General features: G+C 71.4%; 16 protein-coding genes and 3 tRNA genes. 10 read left to right on the top strand and 9 right to left on the bottom strand.

Annotated features, from left to right (window positions below; genetic code table 11):
* Positions 1-69: 69 nt before the first annotated feature.
* On the bottom strand, positions 70-378 hold the full coding sequence (locus GAS53_RS42430) for a YtxH domain-containing protein (RefSeq protein ID WP_151483116.1): 309 nt from the start codon (positions 376-378) through the stop codon (positions 70-72).
* 163 nt (positions 379-541) lie between these two features.
* Between GAS53_RS42430 and GAS53_RS42425 the strand changes: the two genes are divergently transcribed.
* From GAS53_RS42425 to GAS53_RS42400, 6 genes are all read left to right on the top strand, one after another.
* Positions 542-614: transfer RNA gene (locus GAS53_RS42425), tRNA-Asn, on the top strand.
* A gap of 6 nt (positions 615-620) precedes the next feature.
* Positions 621-693, top strand: a tRNA-Asn gene (locus tag GAS53_RS42420).
* Between the two features lie 168 nt (positions 694-861).
* Positions 862-935 (top strand) — tRNA-Ile (locus GAS53_RS42415).
* Positions 936-1,179: 244 nt separating this feature from the next.
* Positions 1,180-1,857 carry a response regulator transcription factor gene (locus tag GAS53_RS42410; RefSeq protein WP_151483115.1) on the top strand — a complete coding sequence of 226 codons (678 nt, stop codon included), beginning with the start codon at positions 1,180-1,182 and terminating at the stop codon, positions 1,855-1,857.
* Between the two features lie 55 nt (positions 1,858-1,912).
* The gene (locus GAS53_RS42405; protein WP_225859425.1) at positions 1,913-3,157 is read left to right on the top strand and encodes a sensor histidine kinase; all 1,245 of its coding nucleotides are present in this window, start codon (positions 1,913-1,915) and stop codon (positions 3,155-3,157) included.
* 182 nt (positions 3,158-3,339) lie between these two features.
* Positions 3,340-4,710 carry a hypothetical protein gene (locus GAS53_RS42400; RefSeq protein WP_151483113.1) on the top strand — a complete coding sequence of 457 codons (1,371 nt, stop codon included), beginning with the start codon at positions 3,340-3,342 and terminating at the stop codon, positions 4,708-4,710.
* A gap of 10 nt (positions 4,711-4,720) precedes the next feature.
* On the opposite strand, the gene GAS53_RS42395 is transcribed toward GAS53_RS42400, so the two are convergent.
* Positions 4,721-6,274 carry a sensor histidine kinase gene (locus tag GAS53_RS42395; RefSeq protein ID WP_151483112.1) on the bottom strand — a complete coding sequence of 518 codons (1,554 nt, stop codon included), beginning with the start codon at positions 6,272-6,274 and terminating at the stop codon, positions 4,721-4,723.
* A 91-nt stretch (positions 6,275-6,365) separates the two neighbouring features.
* Positions 6,366-7,403 (bottom strand): rod shape-determining protein, encoded by a 1,038-nt coding sequence (locus GAS53_RS42390; protein WP_151483111.1) that lies wholly within the window; start codon positions 7,401-7,403, stop codon positions 6,366-6,368.
* Positions 7,404-7,694: 291 nt separating this feature from the next.
* On the opposite strand from GAS53_RS42390, the gene GAS53_RS42385 reads away from it, so the two are divergent.
* A complete protein-coding gene (locus tag GAS53_RS42385) occupies positions 7,695-11,372 on the top strand; it encodes a S8 family serine peptidase (RefSeq protein WP_151483110.1) in 3,678 nt (1,225 codons plus the stop codon).
* Between the two features lie 86 nt (positions 11,373-11,458).
* Here the strand turns inward: GAS53_RS42385 and GAS53_RS42380 are convergent, their stop codons facing one another.
* The 3 genes from GAS53_RS42380 to GAS53_RS42370 are packed head-to-tail and all read right to left on the bottom strand — an operon-like array spanning position 11,459 to position 15,847.
* A complete protein-coding gene (locus GAS53_RS42380; protein WP_151483109.1) occupies positions 11,459-12,886 on the bottom strand; it encodes a carboxyl transferase domain-containing protein in 1,428 nt (475 codons plus the stop codon).
* On the bottom strand, positions 12,879-14,363 hold the full coding sequence (locus tag GAS53_RS42375; RefSeq protein ID WP_151483108.1) for an acyl-CoA synthetase: 1,485 nt from the start codon (positions 14,361-14,363) through the stop codon (positions 12,879-12,881). Before GAS53_RS42375 ends, GAS53_RS42380 begins: the two co-directional genes overlap by 8 nt.
* 44 nt (positions 14,364-14,407) lie before the next feature.
* On the bottom strand, positions 14,408-15,847 hold the full coding sequence (locus GAS53_RS42370; RefSeq protein WP_151483107.1) for an SLC13 family permease: 1,440 nt from the start codon (positions 15,845-15,847) through the stop codon (positions 14,408-14,410).
* Positions 15,848-16,026: 179 nt separating this feature from the next.
* Here GAS53_RS42370 and GAS53_RS42365 point away from each other — a divergent pair, with 179 nt between their 5' ends.
* Together GAS53_RS42365 and GAS53_RS42360 are read left to right on the top strand one after the other, a co-directional pair.
* On the top strand, positions 16,027-16,749 hold the full coding sequence (locus GAS53_RS42365; RefSeq protein WP_151483106.1) for a FadR/GntR family transcriptional regulator: 723 nt from the start codon (positions 16,027-16,029) through the stop codon (positions 16,747-16,749).
* A 189-nt stretch (positions 16,750-16,938) separates the two neighbouring features.
* Positions 16,939-17,613, top strand: a complete 675-nt coding sequence (locus GAS53_RS42360; protein WP_192583515.1) for a Type 1 glutamine amidotransferase-like domain-containing protein — start codon at positions 16,939-16,941, stop codon at positions 17,611-17,613.
* Positions 17,614-17,655: 42 nt separating this feature from the next.
* Here the strand turns inward: GAS53_RS42360 and GAS53_RS42355 are convergent, their stop codons facing one another.
* The 3 genes from GAS53_RS42355 to GAS53_RS42345 form a co-directional block, all read right to left on the bottom strand.
* On the bottom strand, positions 17,656-18,402 hold the full coding sequence (locus GAS53_RS42355; protein WP_151483104.1) for an MBL fold metallo-hydrolase: 747 nt from the start codon (positions 18,400-18,402) through the stop codon (positions 17,656-17,658).
* Positions 18,403-18,569: 167 nt separating this feature from the next.
* Positions 18,570-21,308, bottom strand: coding sequence for an ATP-binding protein (locus tag GAS53_RS42350; protein WP_151483103.1), 2,739 nt, complete (start codon positions 21,306-21,308; stop codon positions 18,570-18,572).
* Between the two features lie 909 nt (positions 21,309-22,217).
* Positions 22,218-22,724 (bottom strand): SsgA family sporulation/cell division regulator, encoded by a 507-nt coding sequence (locus GAS53_RS42345; protein WP_151483102.1) that lies wholly within the window; start codon positions 22,722-22,724, stop codon positions 22,218-22,220.
* Between the two features lie 391 nt (positions 22,725-23,115).
* Here GAS53_RS42345 and GAS53_RS42340 point away from each other — a divergent pair, with 391 nt between their 5' ends.
* The gene (locus GAS53_RS42340; protein ID WP_318723586.1) at positions 23,116-23,751 is read left to right on the top strand and encodes a sigma-70 family RNA polymerase sigma factor; all 636 of its coding nucleotides are present in this window, start codon (positions 23,116-23,118) and stop codon (positions 23,749-23,751) included.
* The last annotated feature ends 1 nt before the right edge of the window (position 23,752 follow it).

Raw genomic sequence — 23,752 nt, 5'->3', positions numbered from 1 at the left:
CGCTGTTCCCGGCGCTGAAGGGGTGGCGGCACGCGTGCCGCCACCCCTTCAGCGCCGGTCGCGTGCCGCTTATGTGTTGCTTGTGCCCCAGTCGTCTTCGGTGCGTGTGCCGTTTGTGTTGCGCTCGCGGAGGTGGCGGACGCGCTCGGTCACCGAGTCCGGGACCCGGTCGCCGACCTTCTCGCTCACCACGTGGTACGCCTTGCCGGCGAACTCCCGGCCCTGCTGGGCCGCGGACTCGGCGGTGTTGCGCACCGCCGGGTTCTGAGCGACCTGCTGGGCGGTCTTCCTCAGCTGCTCGTAGCGCTCGCGCCCGGCACGCGTGCCGAGCACGTAACCCAGGGCCAGTCCGGCGACGAACGTGAGCCGGTAACGCATGGCGGCCACCCTTCTCTCTTGAGTCGGTCCCTTGCGGCGGCGTCGGTCGCAGGCGGGGTACTGATTGGCGGAGCACCCCCCTACTTGCGCTAATGTATGTGTCGCAGCGAGCGCGCGCCCTCTGGCGAATACCCAGGGAGGTACGTTCGATGCAGCGAGGCGATCCTCCGTAGCTCAATTGGCAGAGCAGCCGGCTGTTAACCGGCAGGTTACTGGTTCGAGTCCAGTCGGGGGAGCTTCGATCTTCCGTAGCTCAATTGGCAGAGCAGCCGGCTGTTAACCGGCAGGTTACTGGTTCGAGTCCAGTCGGGAGAGCACCTTGAACGAGGACCCCGTTGGGGTCCTTTTTCATGTCCGCGGGAACCGCCGCGCCCCAGGTGGGGTCCTCCAGGGCAGGCGAAGTCGACCATCCGAAGCAGGAGATCGTATGAGCGGCTATGCTGCGGCAGACGGCGCGCACAAATGTGCGCGACGCGCCGTAATGGGGCGGTAGCTCAGCCGGTTAGAGCAGCGGACTCATAATCCGTCGGCCGTGGGTTCGAGTCCCACCCGCCCCACCGGGCGCTACGCGTGCAGAATCGATCCGACCTGTGCGAACGCCTATCCGAAGGTCATCACGGGAGCCGTGATGACCTTCCTCTTTTGGGTGGCTGTGCGGTGGCTGCGCGGTGTTGTCGGCGGCCGGGAAACGCCCCCTCGCGCGCGACCTCGTCCCGCCCCCGAGGCCAGGGTTGGGCGGAGCCCGAGCGGGGTCCGGGCGGTGCGGGGGCAGTTCGCGCGGTGCTCCCTTAGCTTGAGGGCATGCGGGTGCTGGTCGTCGAGGACGAGGAGCGGTTCGCGGCCGGGCTCAAGGACGGGCTGGAGGCCGAGGGTTTCGCCGTCGACATCGCCCCCGACGGGGTGGACGGGCTGTGGATGGCCCGCGAGAACCCGTACGACGCGATCGTGCTCGACATCATGCTGCCGGGGCTCAACGGCTACTGCGTCTGCCGGGAGCTGCGCCACGACCGGAACTGGACGCCGATCCTCATGCTCACCGCCAAGGAGGGCGAGTGGGACGAGATCGAGGGCCTCGACACCGGCGCCGACGACTACCTCACCAAGCCCGTCTCGTACGCCGTGCTCCTCGCCCGGCTGCGGGCGCTGCTGAGACGCGGGGCGCGCGCACGGCCCGCCGTGCTCGCCGCCGGTGACCTGCGGTTCGATCCGGCGACCCGGGTCGTGACCCGGGGCGGGCGCGAAGTCGCGCTGACGGCACGGGAGTCGGCCCTGCTGGAGTTCCTGCTGCGGCGGGTCGGCGAGGCGGTGACCAAGCGGACCATCCTCGACCACGTCTGGGGCGACGACTTCGAAGGCGATCCGAACATCGTCGAGGTGTACGTGCGGCGCCTGCGCAACAAGCTCGACCGGCCCTTCGGGCGCGACTCGCTGCGGACGGTACGGGGGCACGGCTACCGGTTGGTGCCCGATGACGGATAAGGCGGACGGGCCGTATGAGGCCGGCAAGGTGGGTGGGTCCGGTGGAGCGGGTGGCGTGGGTGAGGCCCGGGCCGGGGCCCGGCTGCGGGCCGTGCGGGTGCGGGCCACCGTCATCGCCGTACTGGCCGTGGGGCTCGCGCTGGTCGCCGGGGGCGTCGCGCTCGTGATCGGGGTGCGGGTCGAGCTCAGCAACGACGTACGGGACGCCGCGCGGGAGCGGGCCCGGGAGGTCGCGGCCGTGATCGAGGCCGGGCGGGGCGTGCCCGCCGTCACCGTGGCCGACCCGGACGAGGAGTTTCTGCAGGTCGTCGACCCCGCCGACGGGAGCGTGGTGGCGGCCAGCGCCAACGTCGAGGGACAGGGCGCGCTGGCCTCGCTGCGGGCCGGGCAGAGCACCGAGGTCGACACGGCTCTCGACGAGGACCCGTTCCTGGTGGTGGCGGTCGGGGCGCGGGACGGGGACCGGCGGCTGCTCGTCCTCGACGGACGGACGCCCGCCGGGGTGGCCGAGGCCACCACGACCGTCACCCGGCTGCTCCTCTTCGGCGTCCCGGTGCTGCTCGTGCTCGCGGCGGCCGCGACGTGGGCCGCCGTCGGGCGGGCCCTGCGACGCGTCGCACGCGCCGAGGCCGCGCAACGCCGCTTCGTCTCCGACGCCTCGCACGAACTGCGCTCGCCCGTCGCCACCGTCCGCCAGCACGCCGAGGTCGCCCTCGCCCACCCCGAACGGGCCGAGGCCGGGACTCTCGCCACGACGGTCCTCGACGAGGCCGTACGCATGCAGCGCCTCGTAGACGACCTGCTGCTGCTCGCCCGCGCCGACGAGCGCGCGACGGGACCCCGGCGGCTCCCCGTCGACCTGGACGACCTGGTCTTCGAGGAGGCGCGCCGGCTGCGTTCCTCCGTGGAGGACCTGCGGATCGACAGTGGCGCGGTGTCGGCCGCGCGGGTCGCCGGCGACGAGGCCGCCCTGCGCCGCCTCGTCCGCAACCTCGGCGAGAACGCCGCCCGGTACGCCCGTACGCGCGTCGCCTTCACCCTCGCCGACGGCGGCGACGGGCGCGTACGGCTGCTCGTGGACGACGACGGGCCCGGCGTCCCGGAAGCCGAACGCGCCCACGTCTTCGACCGGTTCGTACGGCTGGACGAGGCGCGGTCGCGCGGGGAGGGCGGGACCGGGCTTGGGCTGGCCATCGTGGAGGAGGTGGCCGCGGCGCACGGCGGGAGCGTGACGGTGGGGGAGGTGCCGGGGCTGGGCGGGGCGCGGTTCGCGGTGACGCTGCCGTCGGCGGAGACCTGAGCGTTAGCGCTTCGCTGGAAGTGCGGTGAGCCGGCTGCGGGTCGTCTGTGGCTGGTCGCGCAGTTCCCCGCGCCCCTACGGAGCACTGGGACCGCACCTGGACCTGACAGGCCGCTCAGCTTTGTTCAGCGTCTGTTCAGCTGTGGCGCGGGAGTCTCGGTGCACAGGCCGAGGAGGCTGCCATGAACACCACCAGGCGCAAGGTTCTGTGGCCCGGAGTCGCCGTGACCGCGGCCGCGCTGCTCGCGGGGGCCTGCTCCGGGAGCAGCGGGGCGGAGAACACCGGCGGCGGGAACGGCGACTGCGTCCGGGTCTTCGACGAGGAGACCGGCAGGACGGGCTCCGAGTGTCTGCCGACCGCCCCCGAGAAGGACCGCGTCGACCTCGCGAAGCCGGACTTCACGCACCCGACCAAGATCACCAACCCACTCCACCCCACCAGCAAGGTCGCCCAGAACATCTACGGCGGACAGGTGGACGACAAGCCCTTCCGCACCGAGGTCAGCCGGCTGCCCGACACCAAGAAGATCACCTGGGACGGCCGTACGATCCCCGCGGTCGAGGTGCAGTACGTCGCCTTCTCCGACGGCCGGATCCAGGAGGTCGCCCTCGACTGGTACGCGCAGGCCGACGACGGCTCGGTCTGGTACCTCGGCGAGGACGTCTTCAACTACGAGGACGGCGTCGTCGCCGACACCGAGGGCACCTGGCAGGCGGGCGAGGGAAAGGCACCGGCGGCCATGATCATGCCCGCGAGGCCGGAGAAGGGTGATGTGTACCGACCGGAGAACCTCCCGGGCGTCGTCTTCGAGGAGGTCGAGGTCAAGGCCGTCGACCAGACCGTGCCCGGGCCGTACGGGCCGGTGGAGGGCGCGATCACGGTCCGCGAGCTGCACATGGACGGGACGTACGAGGACAAGGTCTTCGCCCCCGGGTACGGGGAGTTCTCCACCGGCACCAAGAGCGGCGAACTGGAGGCGGCTTCGCTCGCGGTGCCGACGGACGCGGTGCGCGCGCCGGTCCCGGAGCGGCTGACCGCCCTCGACCGGGCCGCCCGAGCCGTCGTGGACGGCGGTGAGTCGGACACGTCGGCGGTCCGTGAACTTCGCGGCGCCTGGGACGCGTACCGTGCCTCCGACCGCGTACCCGACCTGCTGCGGCGGCAGATGACACGCGACCTCGACACACTCGCGAAGGCCGTCGCCGCGAAGGACGCGGAGGATGCGCGCGGTGCCGCGCTGCGGTGCGCGCAGAACACCTCGGACCTGCGGCTGCGGTACGAGCCCCTGCGGACCGTGGACCTCGACCGGCTCGAACTCTGGGCCCGGCAACTGCGTATAGACGCGACGGCCCGTGACGACGGAGCCGTGGCCGGCGACGTGACCAGCCTGGAGCTCGTCTGGGAGCGGCTGCGCGACGATGCGCCGAAGGAGGCGGCGGCCGGCTTCGGTACGGATCTGAAGGCGGCCCGGGCGGCGGCGGACCGCGGGGACACGGCGGAGGTCGAGCGGTTGGCGCCTCAACTTGTCTCGGACATCGGGCAGTTGAGGTAATCCGGTGGGTTCACAGAGGTGACTGCCACGTCACCGTCGTGCCCGTTCCCCGGTCGTCGCTGTCCGGCTCCCTCTCCGTCTTCCTCGCCGCCTCCCTCTCCCCATCTCCCTCCCCTTCTCCCTCCCCCTCCGTCCTCCCGTCGTCGGACACGGTCAGTCGTACCGCGGGCCGGCTGTCCGGGAGCCGCACCGTCGCGTCGATCGTGACGGTGATGCGGGTGGTGCCGGGGCGGCGGGACGCGGTGGCCAGGGCGTCGCGGAGGGCGGTGAGGAGGCGGGCGGCGACCGGGTCCGGGATGCGGGTGTCGACGGGGCCCGTGAACTGCACGGAGGGCTGGACGCCGAGTACCGCCGCGGCGCCCGCCGTCTCGCGAAGTACCTTGCCGCGGAGGGTGGTTGGGGCGTCGGCGGGCGGCTGTTGGAGCGCGAAGATCGTCGTGCGGACCTCCTGGACGGTCGACCGGAGTTCGTCGACCGCCCGGCCGAGCATCGCGTGGACCCCGGGGTCCGGCTCCTTGCCGGCGGCGCTGCGTCGCTGAGTGGACTCCAGCATCATGCCCGTCGCGAAGAGCCGCTGGACGACCAGATCGTGCAGGTCACGGGCGATCCGGTCGCGGTCCTCGAAGACCGCGAGCCGCTCCCGGCGCTGCTGGGCGTCCGCGAGGACGAACGCGAGGGCGGCCTGCGAGGCGAACTGTGTGGCCAGCAGCCGCTCGACGGAGGTGTACGGGGGGTCGCCGCGCCGGCGCGGGAGGGCGAGGGTGCCGATGAGCCGGCCGTCGGCCTGGAGCGGCAGCAGCATGCTCGGCCCGAACCGGTGCCGTACGCGGGTCGTCATCCGTGGATCGGTCGCGGAGTCCTCGATGAACACCGGTTCGCCGCCCAGGAGTTGGTCCAGAACCGCGCTGCCGGGCTCGATGGTCGTGCCGACGAGGTCGCCCGGGTCGTCGAGCGTCGACGCCGTGACGATCTCCATGCCGCCCTCGTCCGTGGGCTGGAGGATCACCCCGGCCGAGGCGTCGGCGAGGACGCGGGCCCGTTCGGCGACCGTCATCAGCGCGTCGGCCGCCGCCTCGCCGGTGAGCAGGGCCGTGGTCACGGCCGCCGCGCCCTCGATCCAGCGCTCCCGCTGACGGGCCGTTTCGTACAGGCGGGCGTTGCCGATCGCGATGCCCGCCTGCGTGGCCAGTACGCGTACGAGCTGTTCGTCCTCGTACGTGAAGGGGCCGCTGTCGCGCTTCCCGGTGAGGCGGAGGGTGCCGAACGCCTCGTCCCGCACGCGCACCGGCACGCGTAGGGAGCTGTGCGTCGCCCGCTCGTCCTCCGGCGGGCCGGCCGTGCGGAACTCCGTGCGGTCGCCGTGGCCGGGGTCGGGTACATCCAGCGCCGCGTACCGGGCGTCGGTCAGCTCGGCCGCGCTGTCCACGATGTGCTGGAGCGTGGGGCGCAGCTCCAGGTCGCCGACGACGCCGAGGACGGCTTCGAGGAGGCGGGGGAGCGGGCCAGGGGGAGCGGAGGGCTCGGTGGGTTCGGCGGGTTCGGTGGGTTCGGTGGGTTCGGTCATGCGGGGCGGCGGAGGGTCCGGCTCACGGCGTACGAGGTGCGTACGGACGAGTGCGTACGGTCGAGGTGCGTACGGACTGGGTGGGGGCCGCTCAGGTGGCCAGCGGGTCGAGGACCAGCGGCTCGACCTTGCCCTCCAGCATCGCGCCCAGGCCGAGGACCGCGCACACCTCGGGCCGTTCGGCGATGTGCACCGGCATGCCCGTCGCGTGCCGCAGCATCTGGTCGAGGCCCGGCAGCAGGGCGCTGCCGCCGACCATCATGATCCCGCGGTCGGCGAGGTCGGCCACCAGGTCCGGCGGGCAGACGCGCAGCACCTTGCCGATGCCGTCGAGCACGGCGGTGAGCGGGGTCTGGATCGCGTCGCGCACGGCGGCCGTGTCGACCTGCACGGAACGGGCGAGGCCGGTGGCCACGTCCCGGCCGTGGATCTCGGTGGAGGCGGGGCCGTGCGCGGTGAGCCCGTTGCCGGAGAGGGCCAGCTGCAGCGGCCGTACGCTCTGCGACGGAAGCATCAACTCGTGCTGGTGGCGCAGGTGTTGGACGATCGCGTGGTCGATGGCGTCGCCGCCGACGGGGATGCGTTCGGCGGTGACGATCGAGCCGAGGGACAGCACGGCGACCTGGGTGGCGGCTGCCCCGCACACCATGATCATGGTGGCCTCGGGCTGCTCCACGGGCAGCCCGCAGCCGACGCCGGCGGCGATGAGCGTGTCGACGAGCTCGACGCGCCGCGCACCGAGCCCGACGAGCGTCTCGACCGCGGCGCGCTGGGCGAGCGGGTCGGCATCATGCGGGGTGCAGGCGGCGGCCCGCAACCGGGGCTTGCGGCGCAGGGTGCGGCGGACCTTGTCGCCGAGCAGCTGGCGCAGCATCCGCTGGGCCATCTCGATGTCGACGACCGTGCCGCCGGAGACGGGCCGCACGACACGGATGTAGTGGGGCGTACGGCCCGTCATCTTCTCGGCGAACTCGCCGACCGCGATCAGGGCGCCGGTCCTCGTGTTCACGGCGGCGACGCTCGGCTGGTCCACGATCAGCCCGGCCCCCTTCACGAAGACACGGGTCCTCGCCGCTCCCAGGTCGACGGCGAAATGGCAGCGGCGCAACTGCTCCAGGCTGGCGGTCATGGCGGGTCCTCCCGAGAGCGCAGACCGTGGGGCTCCGCCGGGCGGCGGTCCTCTCTCGCATCGTGGGGGAGCTGACGGGGTGTCGCCTTTCGGGGTGGGCCGGGCGGGGTGCCGCTGGACGGGTGGTCTTGGGCGTCCGGGCGCTTCGGACGTCCGTCTCCCTGGCGGAAAGCCGCCAGGGCAGCTTTCCGCCATCTCCCGTCGGCACCACCGCAACACCGGCCCCTCGACACTCTTCGCAGCACCCGGACCCCATCCCCGGTCCGAGAAGATCCGAGAAGAGAGGTACGGATGATCAGAGGATCCGCGAGACGCGGGGCGGCGCTCGCGTCGGCCGGGCTCGTGCTCGCCCTGCTCCCCATGGGCGGGGCCGACGCGCAGGACGCCGGCAGCCCGGCCGTTACGAAGGCCGTCGCGTCCGCCGCCCGCACCGTCACCCTCGTCACCGGTGACAAGGTCACCGTCACCGAACTCGGCGGCGGCAAGGAGACGGTGACCGTCGAACGGCCGAAGGGGGCCACCGGGGCGGTCCGTACGCAGACGGCGAACGGCGCCGTCACCGTCGTACCGGACGAGGCGCTGCCGTATCTGCGGGCCGGCACCCTCGACCGGCGGCTGTTCGACGTGAGCGAGCTGATACGTCAGGGGCTCACCGATCAGAAGACGGACGAGCTGCCGCTGATCGTGACGTACGAGAAGGGCGCGCGCGTGGCGACCCCGCGCGGGACCGAGAGGACGCGCGGACTGCCGAGCATCCGTGGGGCGGCCGTCGGCGCCGGCAAAGGGCGGACGTTCTGGCGGGCCCTGACGCGTCAGGACGGAATCGACAAGGTCTGGCTCGACGGGCGGGTCCGCGCGGACATGGCCGAAAGCAACGCCCAGATCGGTACGCCAGAGGCCTGGGAGGCGGGGCTGACCGGGAAGGGTGTCACGGTCGCGGTCCTTGACACGGGGGTGGATGCCGGCCATCCCGATCTCGCCGGGCGGGTCTTGGCGACCAGGAGTTTCATCGAGGGCGAAGAGGTCGCCGACCGCAACGGCCATGGCACGCACGTCACTTCGACCGTGGGCGGCAGCGGTGCCGCGTCCGACGGCAAGGAGAAGGGCGTCGCGCCGGGCGCCGCGCTGGCCGTCGGAAAGGTGCTCAGCGACCAGGGCTCGGGCAGCGAGTCGCAGATCATCGCCGGGATGGAGTGGGCCGCACGGGACGTCGGGGCCGAGGTCGTCTCGATGAGCCTCGGGTCGACCGAGGCCAGCGACGGCACCGACCCCATGGCCCAGGCCGTCGAGACCCTCTCCAAGGAGACCGGCACGCTGTTCGTCGTCGCCGCGGGCAACACCGGCGCCCCCTCCTCCATCGGCTCGCCCGGCGCCGCCGACTCCGCACTGACCGTCGGCGCGGTCGACTCCGCCGACCAGGCCGCCTACTTCACGAGCGCCGGCCCGCGCCACGGCGACCACGCACTGAAGCCCGACCTCTCCGCGCCGGGCGTCGAGATCCTCGCCGCGCGCTCCCGCCTCGCGGGCGGCAGCGGCGACTACACCTCCATGAGCGGTACGTCGATGGCGACGCCCCATGTCGCGGGCGTGGCCGCGCTTCTCGCCGAGCAGCACCCCGACTGGACCGGCGCGCAGCTCAAGGACGCACTGGTGTCCACGTCCAGGCAACTCGACGCGTCCGCCTATGTGCTGGGCGCCGGACGAGTGAGCGTGCCGGAGGCCGTGAAGGCCCGGGTCACCGCCACGGGAAGCGCCGACCTCGGCTTCTACAGCTGGCCGTACGAGGCGAACGAGCCGGTCACGAAGACCGTCACCTACACGAACTCCTCCGATGCGGCAGTCGACTTGAACCTCACCGTGCGGGGAGCACCCGAGGGCGTCGCGACACTCGCCGACTCCACCCTGACCGTGCCCGCACACGGGACCGCGTCCACGACCGTGAAAGGGGACGGGGCCAAGGCGCCGGTGGGCAACACCAGCGGGCAGATCGTCGCCTCGGCGGCGGACGGCACACCCGTCGCGCACACCGCCTTCGGCCTGGTCAAGGAGGAGGAGCGGTACACGCTCACCGTCCATGTCAAGGACCGTGACGGCGACGCGACCGCCGCGGATCTGGTGGTGCAGCACCTCGCCCGGGACGTGGACCCGTTCCCGGCCCACGTCGGGGACTCGGGCACGGTGGAGCTGAGGCTGAAGCCCGGCACGTACAGCGTCGACACCTTCCTCGACGTACGCGGCAGCCGCGGCGCCGACTCACTCGGGTTCGGCTTCCTCGCGGCACCCGAGATCGACCTCGACCAGGACCGTGAAATCACCCTGGACGGCCGGAAGTTGAGGGAGATCTCGGCGCGCGTCGACCGGCGTACCGAGACCCGTCAGCAGCTCATGGAGTACGACCGCGCGGCGAGCGGCGCGGACCTGTTCGGGGCCGTCCAGGTGCCCGTCAAGTACGACAGCGTCTTCGCGGCACCCACGGCGAAGGTGACGAAGGGCAGCTTCGAGTACCGGACGGTGTGGCGGCTAGGGAAGCCGACGCTGGAGGTCAAGGGGGTCGGTGAGGCGGTCGCCCAGCCCGGCGGCACGCTCATCGAAGGGCGCCGCAAACTGCCGCTCGTCGATGTCGGCACCGGGGACTACGGCGGCAAGGACGTGCGCGGCAAGGCCGTTCTCGTACGCATGCGGGACGGGGCGGTTCCGGCCGAGGTCGCTCAGGCCGCGCAGGACGCGGGAGCCGAGGCGCTGTTCGTGACGGACGACGTGCCCGGGCGGCTCAACGCCTGGTTCGGCACCGACGACAACGCGGACCGGCCGCTGCAGATCGCCACGGTGAACGCGGCGGACGCGGCGCGCCTGCGAGCGGCCGGAAAGGCCGAGACGAACGGGACGCCCAACACGCCCTACACGTACGACCTTTCGGAGGGACACCGGGGGAGCATTCCGGCACGGGACCTGACGTACGAGCCCTCGCGTGGTCAACTCGCCGTCCTGGACACGAAGTTCCACGCGGTGAAGCCTGTTTCCGGGAGTGAGTTCCGGTACTCGCTCACCGACGACTCCTTCCCCATCGGTATCGGCTTCCAGGAGCGGATCGACTTCCCGGCCGAGCGGACCGAGTACGTGTCCACGGGTCCCGGGCAGTTGTGGCACGAGTCCGTCAACGTCGGCGCCGGGGATCTGGAGGAGCGCGGCGGTCTTGTCCGCTATCGCGGGGGCACGCGCCCGGACCTCGACTGGTTCAGGCCGGTCTGGCACCCGTGGCTCGGCACCGGACTCGGCTGGGGGCAGCAACGGGCGGGCGGCCAGCTGCAGTTCAACACTCCGGGCTGGGGCGATTCCGGACCCGATCACACCGGCTTCGGCAACGTGTGGAGCGAGGACACCGGCATGACCCAGTTCACCGAGGTCTACCTCGACGGGGAGCTGGTCGACCGTCGGATGAGTTCCGGCGCGTACGTCTGGGACGCGCCCGCCGACGAGCGCACGTACAAGGTCGTCACGGACACGACGCTCGACGCGGACCGCTGGAAGCTCGCCACAAAGGGCCACTCCGAGTGGACCTTCAGGTCGGCGGCCACCCCCGAGGACCGCTGGACCGTCCTGCCACTGCTCAACCTCGGCTTCGACGTCGACACCGACCTCGCGGGGAACGTCCGGGGCGGGAGCAGGCTGCCGCTCGGCATCCACTCCTCGTACGTGGCGGGCGCGGCGGACACCGGAGCCACCGGCGCCATCGGTGGCGGAAAGCTCGAAGTCTCGTACGACGACGGCAAGTCGTGGCGGACGGTGCGGCTCTCCGACGAGCTCTCCGAAGGGGGCTCCGACGGGGTTTCCGACGTCGGTGAGGCCGCCTGGAAGGGCACGGTGACCGTGCCGCGCGACGCGGAGTACGTGTCGCTGCGGGCCTCGGCGAGTGATGACCGGGGCGGCTCGGTGACGCAGGAGATCATCCGTGCGGTGGGCGTGAAGTAGGGCCGCGCCGACCGCACGAGAGCAGACGGCGCCGCCTCCCCCTGGGGCCGGGAGGCGGCGCCTTCGCGATCGGGCCGACCCGGCGTCTACGAAGGGGACTTCAACGGATCGACGATGCCGCGTACGACGCCGAGGTCCACCAAGTCCTGGGGACGGATGCGGAGCTGATCAGCCGTGGTGCGCACCTCGTCCGGCGGCCGTTTGAGGATGGCGGCGGCGAGTTCGGGGGCGATGACGGAGAAGTAACTGTCCGGCGTGGCCCAGGTGTTGTCGGGAGCGGCGAGGGCCAGGGCGCCGCCCGAGCCGCCCTCGCCGATCAGCAGTGTGGTGACGGGCGTTCGGGCGGCGGCCACGGCTCCGAACAGCTCCGCGATCGCCGCGCCCGCACCCTGCCGCTCGGCCTCCGCGTCGTTGGCGGCACCCGGGGTGTCCACCAACGTCAGTACGGGGATGCGGAGTCGGTCGGCGAGCCGGATCAGCCGGGCGGCCGTGCGGTACCCGGCGGGACGGGTGGCGGTACCGGTCTGGGCGGCGTAGGCGACCGTACGGCCGTCGTCCGCCCGTGTGCCGAAACCGCAGAGCATGCCGTCGTCGGTGCCGCCGCAGCGGTCGCCGCTGATAGCCGCCCGGCTGGTGAAGCAGGCGTCCAAGTAGGCGGTGGCGTGGGGGCGTTGGGGGGAGCGGGCGTTGCGTACGGCGTCCCAGCCGGTGGCCGGGAGGTCGGTGTCGGCCAGGGCGGGGGGAGGCGGGGCGGGCTCGGCCGATGTCGTGGTCAGCAGGCGCAGCCAGAGCCCCAGTGCCCCCGGCAGCTCCTCCGGGGGGACCACCGCGTCGATCGCTCCCGCCGCCAGCTGCGCCTCCGCCGTGTAGGCCGCCGGGTCCGCGGCGGGCGGGCGTACGCGCGAGCCCGCGAAGCCCACCTGGGCGCCCGGGAGGGCGAGGATGACGTCGGCGCCGGCGCCCAGGGTGGCCCAGCCGCCGCCCGTCGTCGGGTCGCGCAGGACCGCGATCTGCGGCAGCCCGGCCTCGCGGGTGAGCGCCGACTGCCGTGCCACACGCTGGAGTTGGACCAGCGCGCGCATGCCCTCCTGCATCCGGCTGCCGCCCGTCGCGACGAGGGAGACGACCGGGAGACGGTGCTCGCGCGCATACGCGTACGCCGCCTCCAGTCGGTCACCCGTGCGCTCGCCCAGCGATCCGCCGAGGAAGCCGAACTCGAAGGAGATCAGCACGGCGCGGGTCCCGCCGACGGTCGCCGTACCGCAGACCACCGACTCCTCCTCGCCGGTGCGGGCCGCCGCGCGGGCGCGGGAGGCGTCGTACCCCTGCCAGGAGAGGGGTGCGTCCGGCCCGTACTCGCCCGCTGGGGCGGGCAGTTCGGTGAAGCGGCTGGTGATGCCGCCGGTGGAGTCGAGGGAGTCGTCGGGGAAGTCGCTGGTGGAGTCGTCGGGGAGCTCGTCGGTGACGAGACCGATGGCCTCGCGGGCCGTGAACCTCTGGGCGCCCTCAGTCATGGGCCAGTGCGCGCTTCATGATCTTGCCCATGTCGTTGCGGGGCAGGGCGTCGAGGTAGTGGACGACGCGAGGCCGCTTGTGGGGCGCAAGGCGGCGGGCCACGTGGTCTGCCAACTCTTCGGCGGGCGGCCGTGTTTGGGGATCGGCGGGCACGATCCACGCCACGATCCGCTCGCCGAGGTCGGCGTCCGGCTCACCGGTGACCGCGGCCTCCCGTACCCCCGGGTGCTCCAGGAGCGCGTTCTCGATCTCACCCGCCCCGATCTTGTAGCCGCCGCTCTTGATGAGGTCGGTGGCCTTCCTGCCGACGATGCGTACGTATCCGTCGGGGTCGCGCACCGCCATGTCGCCGGTGCGGAACCAGCCGTCCTCGGTGAAGGCCGCCGCGGTCGCGTCGGGACGGTTCAGATACTCGGTGAAGAGGTTCGGCCCGCGGACCTGGATCTCACCCACGGTCTCCCCGTCGTACGCCTCGACGGCCGTCGTCCCGTCCTCCTCCGTCAGCCGCACCTCGACGCCCGGCAGCGGAACCCCGACCGTGCCCGCGCGCGGCTCCCCGTCCGCGCGGACACTCGTGTTCATCAGGGTCTCCGTCATCCCGTACCGCTCGATGACCCGCCGACCCGTCGCCTCCGCGATCCGCTCGTGGTCGTGCACGGGCAGGGCCGCCGACCCCGACACGAGCAGCCGCGCCCTCGCGAGGGCCTTCGCCAGCGCGGGGTCGCCGGGCAGGGCCTCCGCGATCCGGTGGTACATCGTCGGCACCCCGAACAGCATCGTGGCCCCTTCGGTCAACTCCCGTGCCACGCCCGCCGTTTCGAAGCGACCGAGATGCCGTACGGATCCGCCGCGGCGCAACGGACCGAGGATGCCCAGGATCAGGCCGTGCACATGGAAGAGGGGGAGGCCGTGCACGAGAACGTCGTCGCCGGTCCACTGCCAGGCGTCGGCGAGGGCGTCCAGGGTGGTGGCGATGGCCCGGCGGGGGATGACGGCGCCCTTCGGGGGGCCGGTGGTGCCGGAGGTGTAGACGACGAGGGCGGGGGATTCGGGGGAGGGGTCGGGGGCGCCGGCCGTGGGCAGTGCTGTCGCCCCCGTGGCGTGTACGTCGATGTCGACACGCTCCAACTTTCCTAGTGCGGGCGGGAGTTGGGCGTCCGGCGCCGCGAGCACGCACGTCGGCGCGCTGTCCGACACGATGTGCCCCAGCTCGCTCTCGCCCGACTTCGGGTTGAGCGGTACGGCGGGGACGCCCGCCAGCAGCGCGGCGACCACGGCGACGGCGGTCTCCAGGGTGGGGGTGCCCCAGACGGCGATCCGGCCCGCCCCACCGACGCGGTCGGCCAGTGGGGCGGCGGTGGCCGCGAGTTCGCCGTAGGTCAGGGAGCGGTCGCCGAAGCGCAGCGCGGGCCGGTGCGCGCCGGCGCCGTCCGGGTCCGCCAGGGCCTCGGTCAGGGCCGGGAAGAGAGGAGACACGCGTCGTACTCCTTAGTCGTCTGTCATTGCGAGCGCCGCCGGGGTCATCCCCAGTCGGGTACCACCAGCGCGAGCCACACCACGGCGGGGACCACGGCCACCACGATCCCTCCGTACACCATCAACTGCCGGAAGAAACGCTCCCGGTCGACGCCGGGTGCCGCCGCGAGCACCAGCGCACCGTTGGTCGAGAAGGGGCTCACGTCCACCACCGTCGCCGACACCGCGAGCGCCGCCACCATGCCGACCGCCCCGATCTCGCCCTGCGCCAGGAACGGCACCGCCAGCGGGATCAGCGCCCCCATGATGCCGACGGAGGAGGCGAACGCGGAGACCAGGGCGCCGATGTAGCAGAGCAGTACGGCGGACAGCAGCGGGATGCCGATGTCGCTGACGCCCTCGCCGGCCCAGTCGATCGTGCCCATCTCGTCCAGGACGCCGACGTACGTCAGCACACCGCAGATCAGCAGGACCGTCGACCAGGCGATCTGGGAGACGGCGTTGCGGCTGTCCTCCGGCCAGCAGGCGGCGAGCAGGACGGCGAGGGTGATGGACGTGAGCCCGGCGTCCAGGTCGAAGGCGAGCACGGCGACGACCAGGGCGACGAGGGCGGCGAGAGTGGCGATACGGGCGGGGTTGAGGCGGATGGTCTCGTCTTCGGGCCTCTCGCGCTCTGCGAGCTTCGTGGGCGCGCCCTTCCCGTCGGTGCTGGTGCTGGTGCTGGTGTTTGTGCTGGTACCGGTGTTGTCGCTGGTGCTCGTGCCCGCGCCGGTGGACGGGGACGAGGACGGCGAAGGTCCAGTGCCCGTGGTCCCGGACGTCGAGGCGCCGACGCCTGTGCCCCCCTTGGGCGACGAGGCCTCCGCGACGACCTCGTCGCGCCCCAGCTTCAGCCCGCCGAACAGGACGAACATCACCCCCGCGATCACGAGGTTGACGACGAGTGAGGCGAGGAAGAGAGCGACCTCGTTGCCGGGGAGGTCCTCGCGCTCGACGATGCCGTTGACGATCGTCCCGTAGATGCTGATCGGGGAGAAGCCGCCGCCCTGCGCGCCGTGCACCACCATCGCGCCCATCAGCAGCGGGCTGATGTGGTACCGCGCGGCGAAGCTCAGCGCGATCGGCGCCACGATGGCGACGGCGGCCGGACTGACCGCGCCGATCGCGGTGAGCGCCCCCGTCAGCACGAACATCACCCACGGGATGAGCACGACCCGTCCGCGTACGAGCTGGATCGAGGCGTGCACCAGCCAGTCGGTGGTGCCGTTGGCCCGGGCGATCGCGAACAGGTACGTCACGCCGACGAGCACGACGAAGAGGTCGCCGGGGAAGCCGGCGAAGATCTTGTCGGCGTCGAGTTCCGCGACGAGTTCGCCGACCCCGAAGGCGGCGGCGAAGGCGAGGGCGCCCATGTTGATGGAGCGAGTGGTGGCGATCACGAACACCACGACGAGCACGAGGATCGATATCAGTTCGGCGGACATACGGGCTCCCGTCTTTGGGTCCCTTGTCGAGTGGCTGAATGGCTGAATGGCTGAATGGACGAGTGGCTGAGTGGTTCAGTGGCCAAGTGGCTGAACCACATTCGACCGCGACCATGGAGAGCGTCAAGGGAAGTGACGTAAATTGGTTCAGCCACTCAGCCAAAGGGGGAAGGCCGGACATGACCGACGCACTGCGGCCGATGGGGTCCAAGCCGCGCCTGTACGAGCAGGTCCTCGACCGCCTGCGCAGTTACGTCACCGAGGGCGGCCTGGGCGCCGGCGACCGCCTCCCGCCCGAGCGCGACCTGGCGGCCCGCCTCGGCGTCAGCCGCGCCTCCGTGAAGCAGGCCATCGTCGTCCTGGAGGTCCAGGGACTCGTGGAGGCCCGCCACGGCGGCGGCACCTACCTGGTCCGCGACACCCTCGACGTCGAACCGGTGGAGCAACTCGTCGAACGCCGCCGCCGGCTCCCCGACGTACTCGACGCCCGCGAGGCGTTGGAGACCAAGCTCGCCGAACTGGCCGCCGAGCGCCGCACCGACGAGGACATCGCCGCCATGGACGCCGCCCTCGCCCATATGCAGGACGAGATCAGGGCGGGTGAACACGGCGTCGAGGGCGACCGGCTCTTCCACGCGGCGGTCACGGCGGCGGCCCACAGCGGCATCCTCGCCGAGTTCATGCACGCCATCGCCGACCAGATCACCGAGAGCCGCCACGAGTCGCTGCGTCAGCCGAGCCGTCCCACCCGCTCCTTCACCCAGCACCGGGCGATCTTCGACGCGATCGTCGCCCAGCAGCCCGGCCGGGCGGCCGCCGCGATGCGCCGGCACGTACAGACGGTGGCGAAGGTGCGGCTGCTGGACTGGGACCCGGAGGAGAACGACGCACAGCGGCTCTGACGGGCGTCGCTAGGATCCGGTGCCATGACCGCGCCCTCCACGACGCCCGACCCAGCGCCGTCCACGACGCCGGACTCGGCGTCCGCCACGACGCCCGCCGCCACCACCCCAACTCCGCCTTCCGCGAACGGACGGGAGCCCACCATCCTCGCCACCTCCGGCGGCCACCGTGCCGGCGGCGGCCGGACCATGGTGATGTTCGACGCCCTGGTGCACCACGCGGTCGAACTGTCGGGCGCCCACGGCCGCCGCCCGCGCGTCATGTACATAGGCACGGCCATCGGCGACGCCGAACACTTCACGGCACGCATGGCCGAGGCCGCGCGCGTGGCGGGCTTCGACCTCACTCCACTCCAGCTCTTCCCGATGCCCAACCACGACGACGTCGAGGGCACGGTCCTCGAACAGGACGTCATCTGGGTCATGGGCGGCTCGGTGGCGAACCTCCTCGCGGTGTGGCGGGTGCACGGCCTCGACGACATCCTCCGCCGGGCCTGGGCGTCGGGTGTCGTCCTCAGCGGCGTCAGCGCGGGTTCGATCTGCTGGTTCCAGGGCGGCACCACGGACTCCTTCGGCCCCGAACTCCGCCCGCTCACCGACGCGTTGGGCTTCCTGCCGTACGGCAACGGCGTCCACTACGACACCGACACCGGCCGCCGCCCTCTCGTCCACCGCCTCGTCGCGGAGGGCACCCTCCCCACCACCCACTGCACCGACGACGGGGTGGGCCTGGTCTACCGCGGCACCGAACTGACCGAAGCCGTCTCGGAGTTGCCGGGCAAGGGCGCGTACATCGTGAGGCGCGACGGCGACACGGCCGTCGAGGAACGCGTCGAGCCGCGCCACCTGCCGACGATCACCTGACGTCGTCCGATCGCAAAGTGACTGTTACGTCATCCTCTCTGTTCACCCTCCGAGGTTGACGACGAGGCCCGGGGCCGCGACGCCGATGGGGTACGCGAAGGCTGTCGCGGCCGCTTCTCGCGCGGTCGCCGGATCCGTCCCCGGCCAAAGGTGGGTGAGCATCAGTCGGGCAGCGCCCGCTTGGTGGGCGTACTGGCCGGCCAGTCGTGCTGTCAGCAGATACGGTGCGTCGGCGGTCGGTACCCGGTGGACGTACGTGGCCTCCGACAGGAACAGGTCGGCGCCTGCCGCGAGGCGCGGGATGTCCTGGCTGGGACCGGTGTCGCCGGTGTAGGCGAGCACGGCCTCCGGTGTGGTGAGCCGAATGCCCGCATCGGGCACGAAGTGCGGCAGGAGCCAGGTGTCGGCGGTGAAGGGCCCGATCTCGAACCGGTCGCCGGGGCTGAACTCGTGGAGGTGGTACGCCCCGGCGTACATGCTCGGTCTGTCGAGGGCGAGAACGGCGTCGACCGCTCCGTGCGGGGCGTGGACGGGCAGGGGTGGCGGCGGGTCGTCGCTCAGGCCTCGGGCGCGTAGCAGCGGGTTGAGGTCGGCGCAGTGGTCGGGATGCCCGTGGCTGACCAGCACGGCGTCGACCGCGTCGACGGTGCCGAGCTGGAGCAGGCGCGGCAGCGTGGCATAGCCGGGGTCGACGAGCAGTCGGAACCCGGCGTACTCCACGAGGTAGCCGCTGCATGCCTGGGCTGCGGTGGGCCATGCGCCACAGCCACCGAGAACCGTCAGTCGCATGAGACGGGACCCTAGTGCCGCGCCTTGAACTCGGGCGAGAAGACCGTCATCCCGGTCTTCGTCGTCAGAAGAGATCTCTCCTCCCGGCGCCCGCCGGGGCCGGGCTCAGCGGTGGCCGCCACCGGGGACAGGTCCCAACATGCGTGCTGATGCCGGACGTCGGCAGTTCATTCCGGGCCGCCGGACAAGTCGGCTGCGGGCCGTGCTTCGTGGAGGGCCGCGAGCGCGGCGGCGAGCTTGCCCCGGCTGGAGATGCCCAGGCGCGGATAGATCCGGTACAGGTGGGCTCCGACGGTGCGGTGCGAGATGAACAGGCGCTGGCCGATCTCCCGGTTGCTCAGCCCCTGTGACGCCAGCTCGGCTATCTGCTTTTCCTGGGCCGACAGCTGCTCGTCGGTGTTCGCGTGCCGCCGACCGCCCGATTCGCCGGCCGCACGCAGCTGCTCGCGGGCCATCTCGGCCCAGGGCTGCGCGCCGACCCGGTCGAACTCGTCGCGGGCGGCGCGCAGCGGGTTCCGGGCGTCCACGTTGCGGCGTTGCCGGCGCAGCCAGCGGCCGTGGTGCAGGTGCAGCCGGGCATGCGACAGCGGCCAGCCGGCCGGCAGCGCGGCGAGGGCCGCGGTGTAGCGCTCCTCGGCCGTGTCGTCCGGAGCCAGCACTGCGTCGGTGTAGGCGTGTGCGACCACCATCATTTCCGAGGGCAGCTGGTCGGCCAGCTCTGGAAGTTCGGCCAGTAGTTCCCGGGCCTGCTCAACGACGCCGGCGGCGACCGCGGCGTCCGCCAGGTCCGGTGCGAGCAGCCAGCGGCGCACCGAGTGGTAGTGCTGATCGGCCGGATCGAACGCACGCGCGAGAATGTCGTACGCCTCCGTTGCGCGGCCGTCGAAAAGAGCGAGGAGGCCGTCGATCTGCTGCGCCGGCGAGGCGGCGAACGGCATACCGGCGAACAGGCTGTGGGCGCGCAGTTCGCGGACCGTCCGCGCCGCGGCCTCGGTCTCACCACGCAGCGTGGCCGCCAGGCCGGCCATCGCCTTCAGGCCCAGCCAGACGATCCACTCCCCGGTCTCCTCGGCCAGGACGAGCCCCTCGGCGCACTCTTCGCGAGCCCGGTCGAGCTGACCGAGGTACACCCGCGACCCGCCGGCGGCCAGCGAGCGGGCGAGCAGCCCGAGCCTGCCCTGGGACCGCCATGCCGCGGACGCCAGCGCGTTGTACCGGGCGGAGCTGCTGAGGTCGCCGATGCCCATCGTGCCGCTGCCGAGGAAATGCAGGATCCAGCCGTCCTCGCGGTCCGGCTCGAGGCCGTGGAGCCGCGCGATCAGGTCGACGCCGTGCCGGTACGGTTCGGTGTGCGCCCGTACCATCAGTACGTGGGGGGCGTCCGGATCGGGACTCCAACGATCCAGTTCGGCCGCGGCCTCAGCACGCACGTGTGCATCGCCGTCCTGGAAGAAGCATCGTGCGGCGGCACGCCACAGCAGGTTCTCGGCGACGTCACCGGCTCCTGCGTCGAACGCTTCGGCCGCCGCGATGACCATGTCCTGGATCCGCCGATGCGGCTCGTCCGGTTCGAACGCGAACTTGTCGGACACGGCCAGGAGACGGGCTCGTTCCACCGGGCCGAGTGCGCTCAAGTCGGTGCGGTCCAGCAGCACCTGGGTGTTGATGCGGTCGTTGATCTCGCTGGAGAGCTCGGCTGCCCGGACCAGGATGCCGGTTCGGCGGCGTGCGTCGTGGACGAGTTCGGCCGCCTGGCGCAGGGCCGGGACGGCCGCCGCCACCTTCCCCCTGGCCTGCGACCCGTCGGCGAAGCGCTCGAGTCGGGCAGCCAGTTCCTCGTCCGGACCGATCGTGGCCGCGGCCTGGTGGGCCAGTTGGCGATCGGGAGTGTCGTCCATGACCACCGCGAGGGCGCGGTGGGTGGCCAGCCGGTCGGCGACCGCGGCGCGGGTGTAGATCGCCGAGCGCATCAGCGGGTGCCGGAACTCGGGGGTACGGCCGACCAGGGCGACCAGGCCCGCGTCGATCGCCTCCTGCAGTGCGTTCAGGGAAACAGCCGAGCCGGTGAGGCGACTCGACACTTCCAGCAGCCGGCTCACCGGTGCGGTCGGCTCGGCTGCCAGGGCCAGGAGGAACGTGCGGCACTCCTGGCTTGCTGAGTCGGTACGTTCGGCGAACGCGGCCTCCAGCCGCTGGGTCAGCGGCAGATCATCCGGCTGCGCGGGCATGCCCCGCACCGCCTTGGGCAGCTCGACCAGGGCCAGTGGATTACCCGCGGCACGCTCCAGGATGAGCGCCCGTACCGGCGCCGGCAGATCGGGCGAGCCGGCATCGAGTAGCTCGGCGGCGGCCGTCCGGTCCAGCGGTTCCAGATGGAGGTTCGGTTGGCTCCGGCTGTAGGAGTCGAGGGACTGGATCCGGGAGGCGCCGATGACCAGGATGGCGTGGTCGCGGGTGCGCCGGGCGACGAACCTGAGCACGTCCCGGCTGGACGAATCGATCCACTGCAGGTCGTCGACGAGCAGCAGGAGCGGCTGCCGGTCGGCTGCGTCGGCGAGTAGTTCGAGTACGGCCAGCCCGACCTGGAATATGGACGGCTCGGTCTCCGTGGTGCCGAACGCGCCGTTGAGCGCCAGCTGGTGTGGGGTCGGCAGGTTCGTGATCCCGCGGGCGGCCGGTTGGAGCAGCAGTTGCAGTGCGGCGAACGGCAGCCACTGCTCGGTCTCCACCCCGGATGTGTGCAGCACAGTGAAACCGTTCCGGGCAGCCTCGGAGCCGACTTCGCGCAGCAGAGCTGACTTGCCGACGCCGGCGGTGCCCTGGACGAGCATCGCGCTGCCGTGCCCGGCCGTCGCGTCCGTCAGCAGCCCGCGCAGGGTGCGCAGTTCCTCGTCCCGGCCGATCATCGCGCGTGTGCCGGTGCCGGTCTCTGCGGGATTTCCGGCACGTGCGGCCTGCCGACGCTGCCCTTGCCACGGTTTACCTGCGTGGTGACAGAACGCTCAGGCATGGCCGGACGTTCGGTCGACGGCACAGCAGGTATCGGCATGTGGAGCTTCCTCCGGTAACGGTCACTACGTGCCGAATGCTACCCGTCGGCTGCGATCTCCCACACAGCGGATGTGCCTCAACCATCAGTCGAATGACTCTCGGATGACTCTGTAATGACTCTCGGACGACTCGGAGAATGGCGAGTCTCTGCCGATTCCGGGCGGACCCGCGGCTCCGCCCGAGTGTGATCCCGGGCGGGAGGAAGAAGCCCCGAAGGGGGCGGATGACGTGCGACGTCCGAGAGCGACGGCGACTTCGGTGGTCGCTCGTCAACGCCACGGTGCGGGTGCTGACCGGTCCGGCGGAAGCGGACGGCCCGTTCGCCGGGTGACTCGCATTGCGGTGAGTGACTCGCATTGCGGTCGAAGCGCCCCGCCGACGCGATCGGTTCCCAGGGATCAAGATGGGCTGGGGGCATGCCAAGGCGGGCGTGGCCCTGGCCCTGGCCTTGGCCCTTCAGGACCCGTTGCCGGTTGGCGATCTGGTCGTTCTGGTCGATCCGTTCGGGACGCCCGTTCGGATGCCCGGACGGTGCAATCCGGCATGGATCGCGCGTGAAGGGCGGGTCCTGTCGTCGATGACGGTCTCGGACCTACGGCGAGGCCGGCCCGTGGGCGGTGGGGGGACTCACACCGCGCCCAGCACGCCACCGAACGTCGTGGCGTCGTCGGCCTCGCCTGGCATGACGACGATCGCGGACGGTGGTCCGCAGCCCTGGAGCCGGCCAAGGAAAAACGTGGCCGGTTACTTGAGGATGCGGCTCGTCATGTCTCACCCAGCAGCTGACTGACGGCGCTTTCGATACCCAGGTAACGCTTCTCTTCCCCCAGAGATACGACCTCCAGGGTATCTTCGAGGAACGCACCGATTACCACCGCCGACGCGGCGACGACAAACATGTCTTCGCCCGAGCGAAACGAAATGAACACCACGTCGGAACCGAGAATTTCAGAAGGCCAGATTTGGATGTCGCCGACACCGCTGAGTTGCTGTCGGCCGGATAGCAGGAGCTCGCGTCCGAATGTCCACTCAATGGTCATATCGGTGTCCGCATTGAACACCATGAATACTGAGTACGGCTCGGCGCTGTCGTACCGGAGGTCTGTTACGACCGACAGATACGCCTCGTCTTCGGCAAGACGGACGAGCGTCCGGAACGTCACCGGCTCCGGTCGGACGTCCACCTGTCGTGCGTGGACATCCTGTGGGTGTCTGCGATCTCTGTGTGCACACCCGCGCTCGTCGTCGGTGTCGAAGGCCTTCTTGCTCATCAGTTCATTCCTCACCTGCGCCGGTAGACCGGGCCACTACGAGTCTGGGACCGGTTGAGACCTGAGGCATCAGTCAAGTGACTGTGGGTGGAAAGGCCTTTCCGTGGACCGCGCCCGATCCCGTGCCGCGCGCGGTCCCGTCCGGGAGGCGCTGCGAAGAGCACGCTCGCGGCCTCCTCCCGCCCCTGGCCATGCCCTCATGCACGATGCGCAGTCGGATGACCGATGTTCGGGCTCGGGTTGCGAGCAGAGGCTGGTCCCGCATCCGTTCAGGCATATCGGGAGGTGGCGCACGGTCTGGCCTCCGGACGAGAACCACAAGCAAGCCGGGGACAAAGGAGAAAATATGGCTCCCGCGAAAATGAGTTCCACCAGAGCGCTGGAGGATGCGGTGTCCGTCTTCATCGCCCTGCGCCCACGGCTGTTCTATATCGCGCGCCGCATACTGGGGAGCACGGCCGAGGCCGAGGACGTCGTTCAGGACGCATGGCTGCGCTGGCAGAACACCGACCGTGCCCAGGTGCTGAATCCTCCGGCCTATCTGATCCGGACCACAAGCTGCCTGGCCCTCAACGTTGCCCAGTCCGCCCGTTCACGTCATGAGACCGCCCACCCCCGGCTCGGCGAACCGATCGACACCAGCACGGACCCGGTCACCAGGGCCGAGCAGGGGGAAGCACTGGAACTGGCCCTACGCCTCCTCCTCGAGAGGCTGGACCCCACGGAGCGGGCCGCCTACGTTCTCCGCGTGGCTTTTGACTACTCCTACAGCCAGATCGCCGACAATCTCCAGCTCAGTCAGGTCAACACCCGCCAGATCGTCAGCCGGGCCCGCAAGCGCCTTTTCACCGAACGACGTAAGGCAGTGAGCACGGTGGAGCACCAGCGATTCTTGGAAGCGTTCGTCGCCGCGGCGCAGTCAGGCAATCTCACCGGGCTGGAGAATCTCCTGACCGTTGACACCGATCGGCATCGGATCCAGGCCGCCAAGCGGAGTATCCGCACTCGGCAGCTCGCCGCGAAGTAGA

Source organism: Streptomyces albicerus, assembly GCF_008905045.1.
GTDB lineage: Bacteria > Actinomycetota > Actinomycetes > Streptomycetales > Streptomycetaceae > Streptomyces > Streptomyces albicerus.
The sequence above is the reverse complement of the archived record's forward strand: the minus strand, read 5'-3'. Positions and strand labels throughout refer to the sequence as shown.

Excerpts from the sequence above, each read along its gene's own strand:
- GAS53_RS42410 (WP_151483115.1), top strand. The coding sequence starts at position 1,180 with ATGCGGGTGCTGGTCGTCGAGGACGAGGAGCGGTTCGCGGCCGGGCTC.
- GAS53_RS42430 (WP_151483116.1), bottom strand. The coding sequence starts at position 378 with ATGCGTTACCGGCTCACGTTCGTCGCCGGACTGGCCCTGGGTTACGTG.
- GAS53_RS42345 (WP_151483102.1), bottom strand. The coding sequence starts at position 22,724 with ATGAGCAAGAAGGCCTTCGACACCGACGACGAGCGCGGGTGTGCACAC.
- GAS53_RS42355 (WP_151483104.1), bottom strand. The coding sequence starts at position 18,402 with ATGCGACTGACGGTTCTCGGTGGCTGTGGCGCATGGCCCACCGCAGCC.
- GAS53_RS42370 (WP_151483107.1), bottom strand. The coding sequence starts at position 15,847 with ATGTCCGCCGAACTGATATCGATCCTCGTGCTCGTCGTGGTGTTCGTG.
- GAS53_RS42385 (WP_151483110.1), top strand. The coding sequence starts at position 7,695 with ATGATCAGAGGATCCGCGAGACGCGGGGCGGCGCTCGCGTCGGCCGGG.
- GAS53_RS42380 (WP_151483109.1), bottom strand. The coding sequence starts at position 12,886 with ATGACTGAGGGCGCCCAGAGGTTCACGGCCCGCGAGGCCATCGGTCTC.
- GAS53_RS42360 (WP_192583515.1), top strand. The coding sequence starts at position 16,939 with ATGGTGATGTTCGACGCCCTGGTGCACCACGCGGTCGAACTGTCGGGC.
- GAS53_RS42400 (WP_151483113.1), top strand. The coding sequence starts at position 3,340 with ATGAACACCACCAGGCGCAAGGTTCTGTGGCCCGGAGTCGCCGTGACC.
- GAS53_RS42350 (WP_151483103.1), bottom strand. The coding sequence starts at position 21,308 with ATGATCGGCCGGGACGAGGAACTGCGCACCCTGCGCGGGCTGCTGACG.
- GAS53_RS42395 (WP_151483112.1), bottom strand. The coding sequence starts at position 6,274 with ATGACCGAACCCACCGAACCCACCGAACCCGCCGAACCCACCGAGCCC.
- GAS53_RS42365 (WP_151483106.1), top strand. The coding sequence starts at position 16,027 with ATGACCGACGCACTGCGGCCGATGGGGTCCAAGCCGCGCCTGTACGAG.
- GAS53_RS42390 (WP_151483111.1), bottom strand. The coding sequence starts at position 7,403 with ATGACCGCCAGCCTGGAGCAGTTGCGCCGCTGCCATTTCGCCGTCGAC.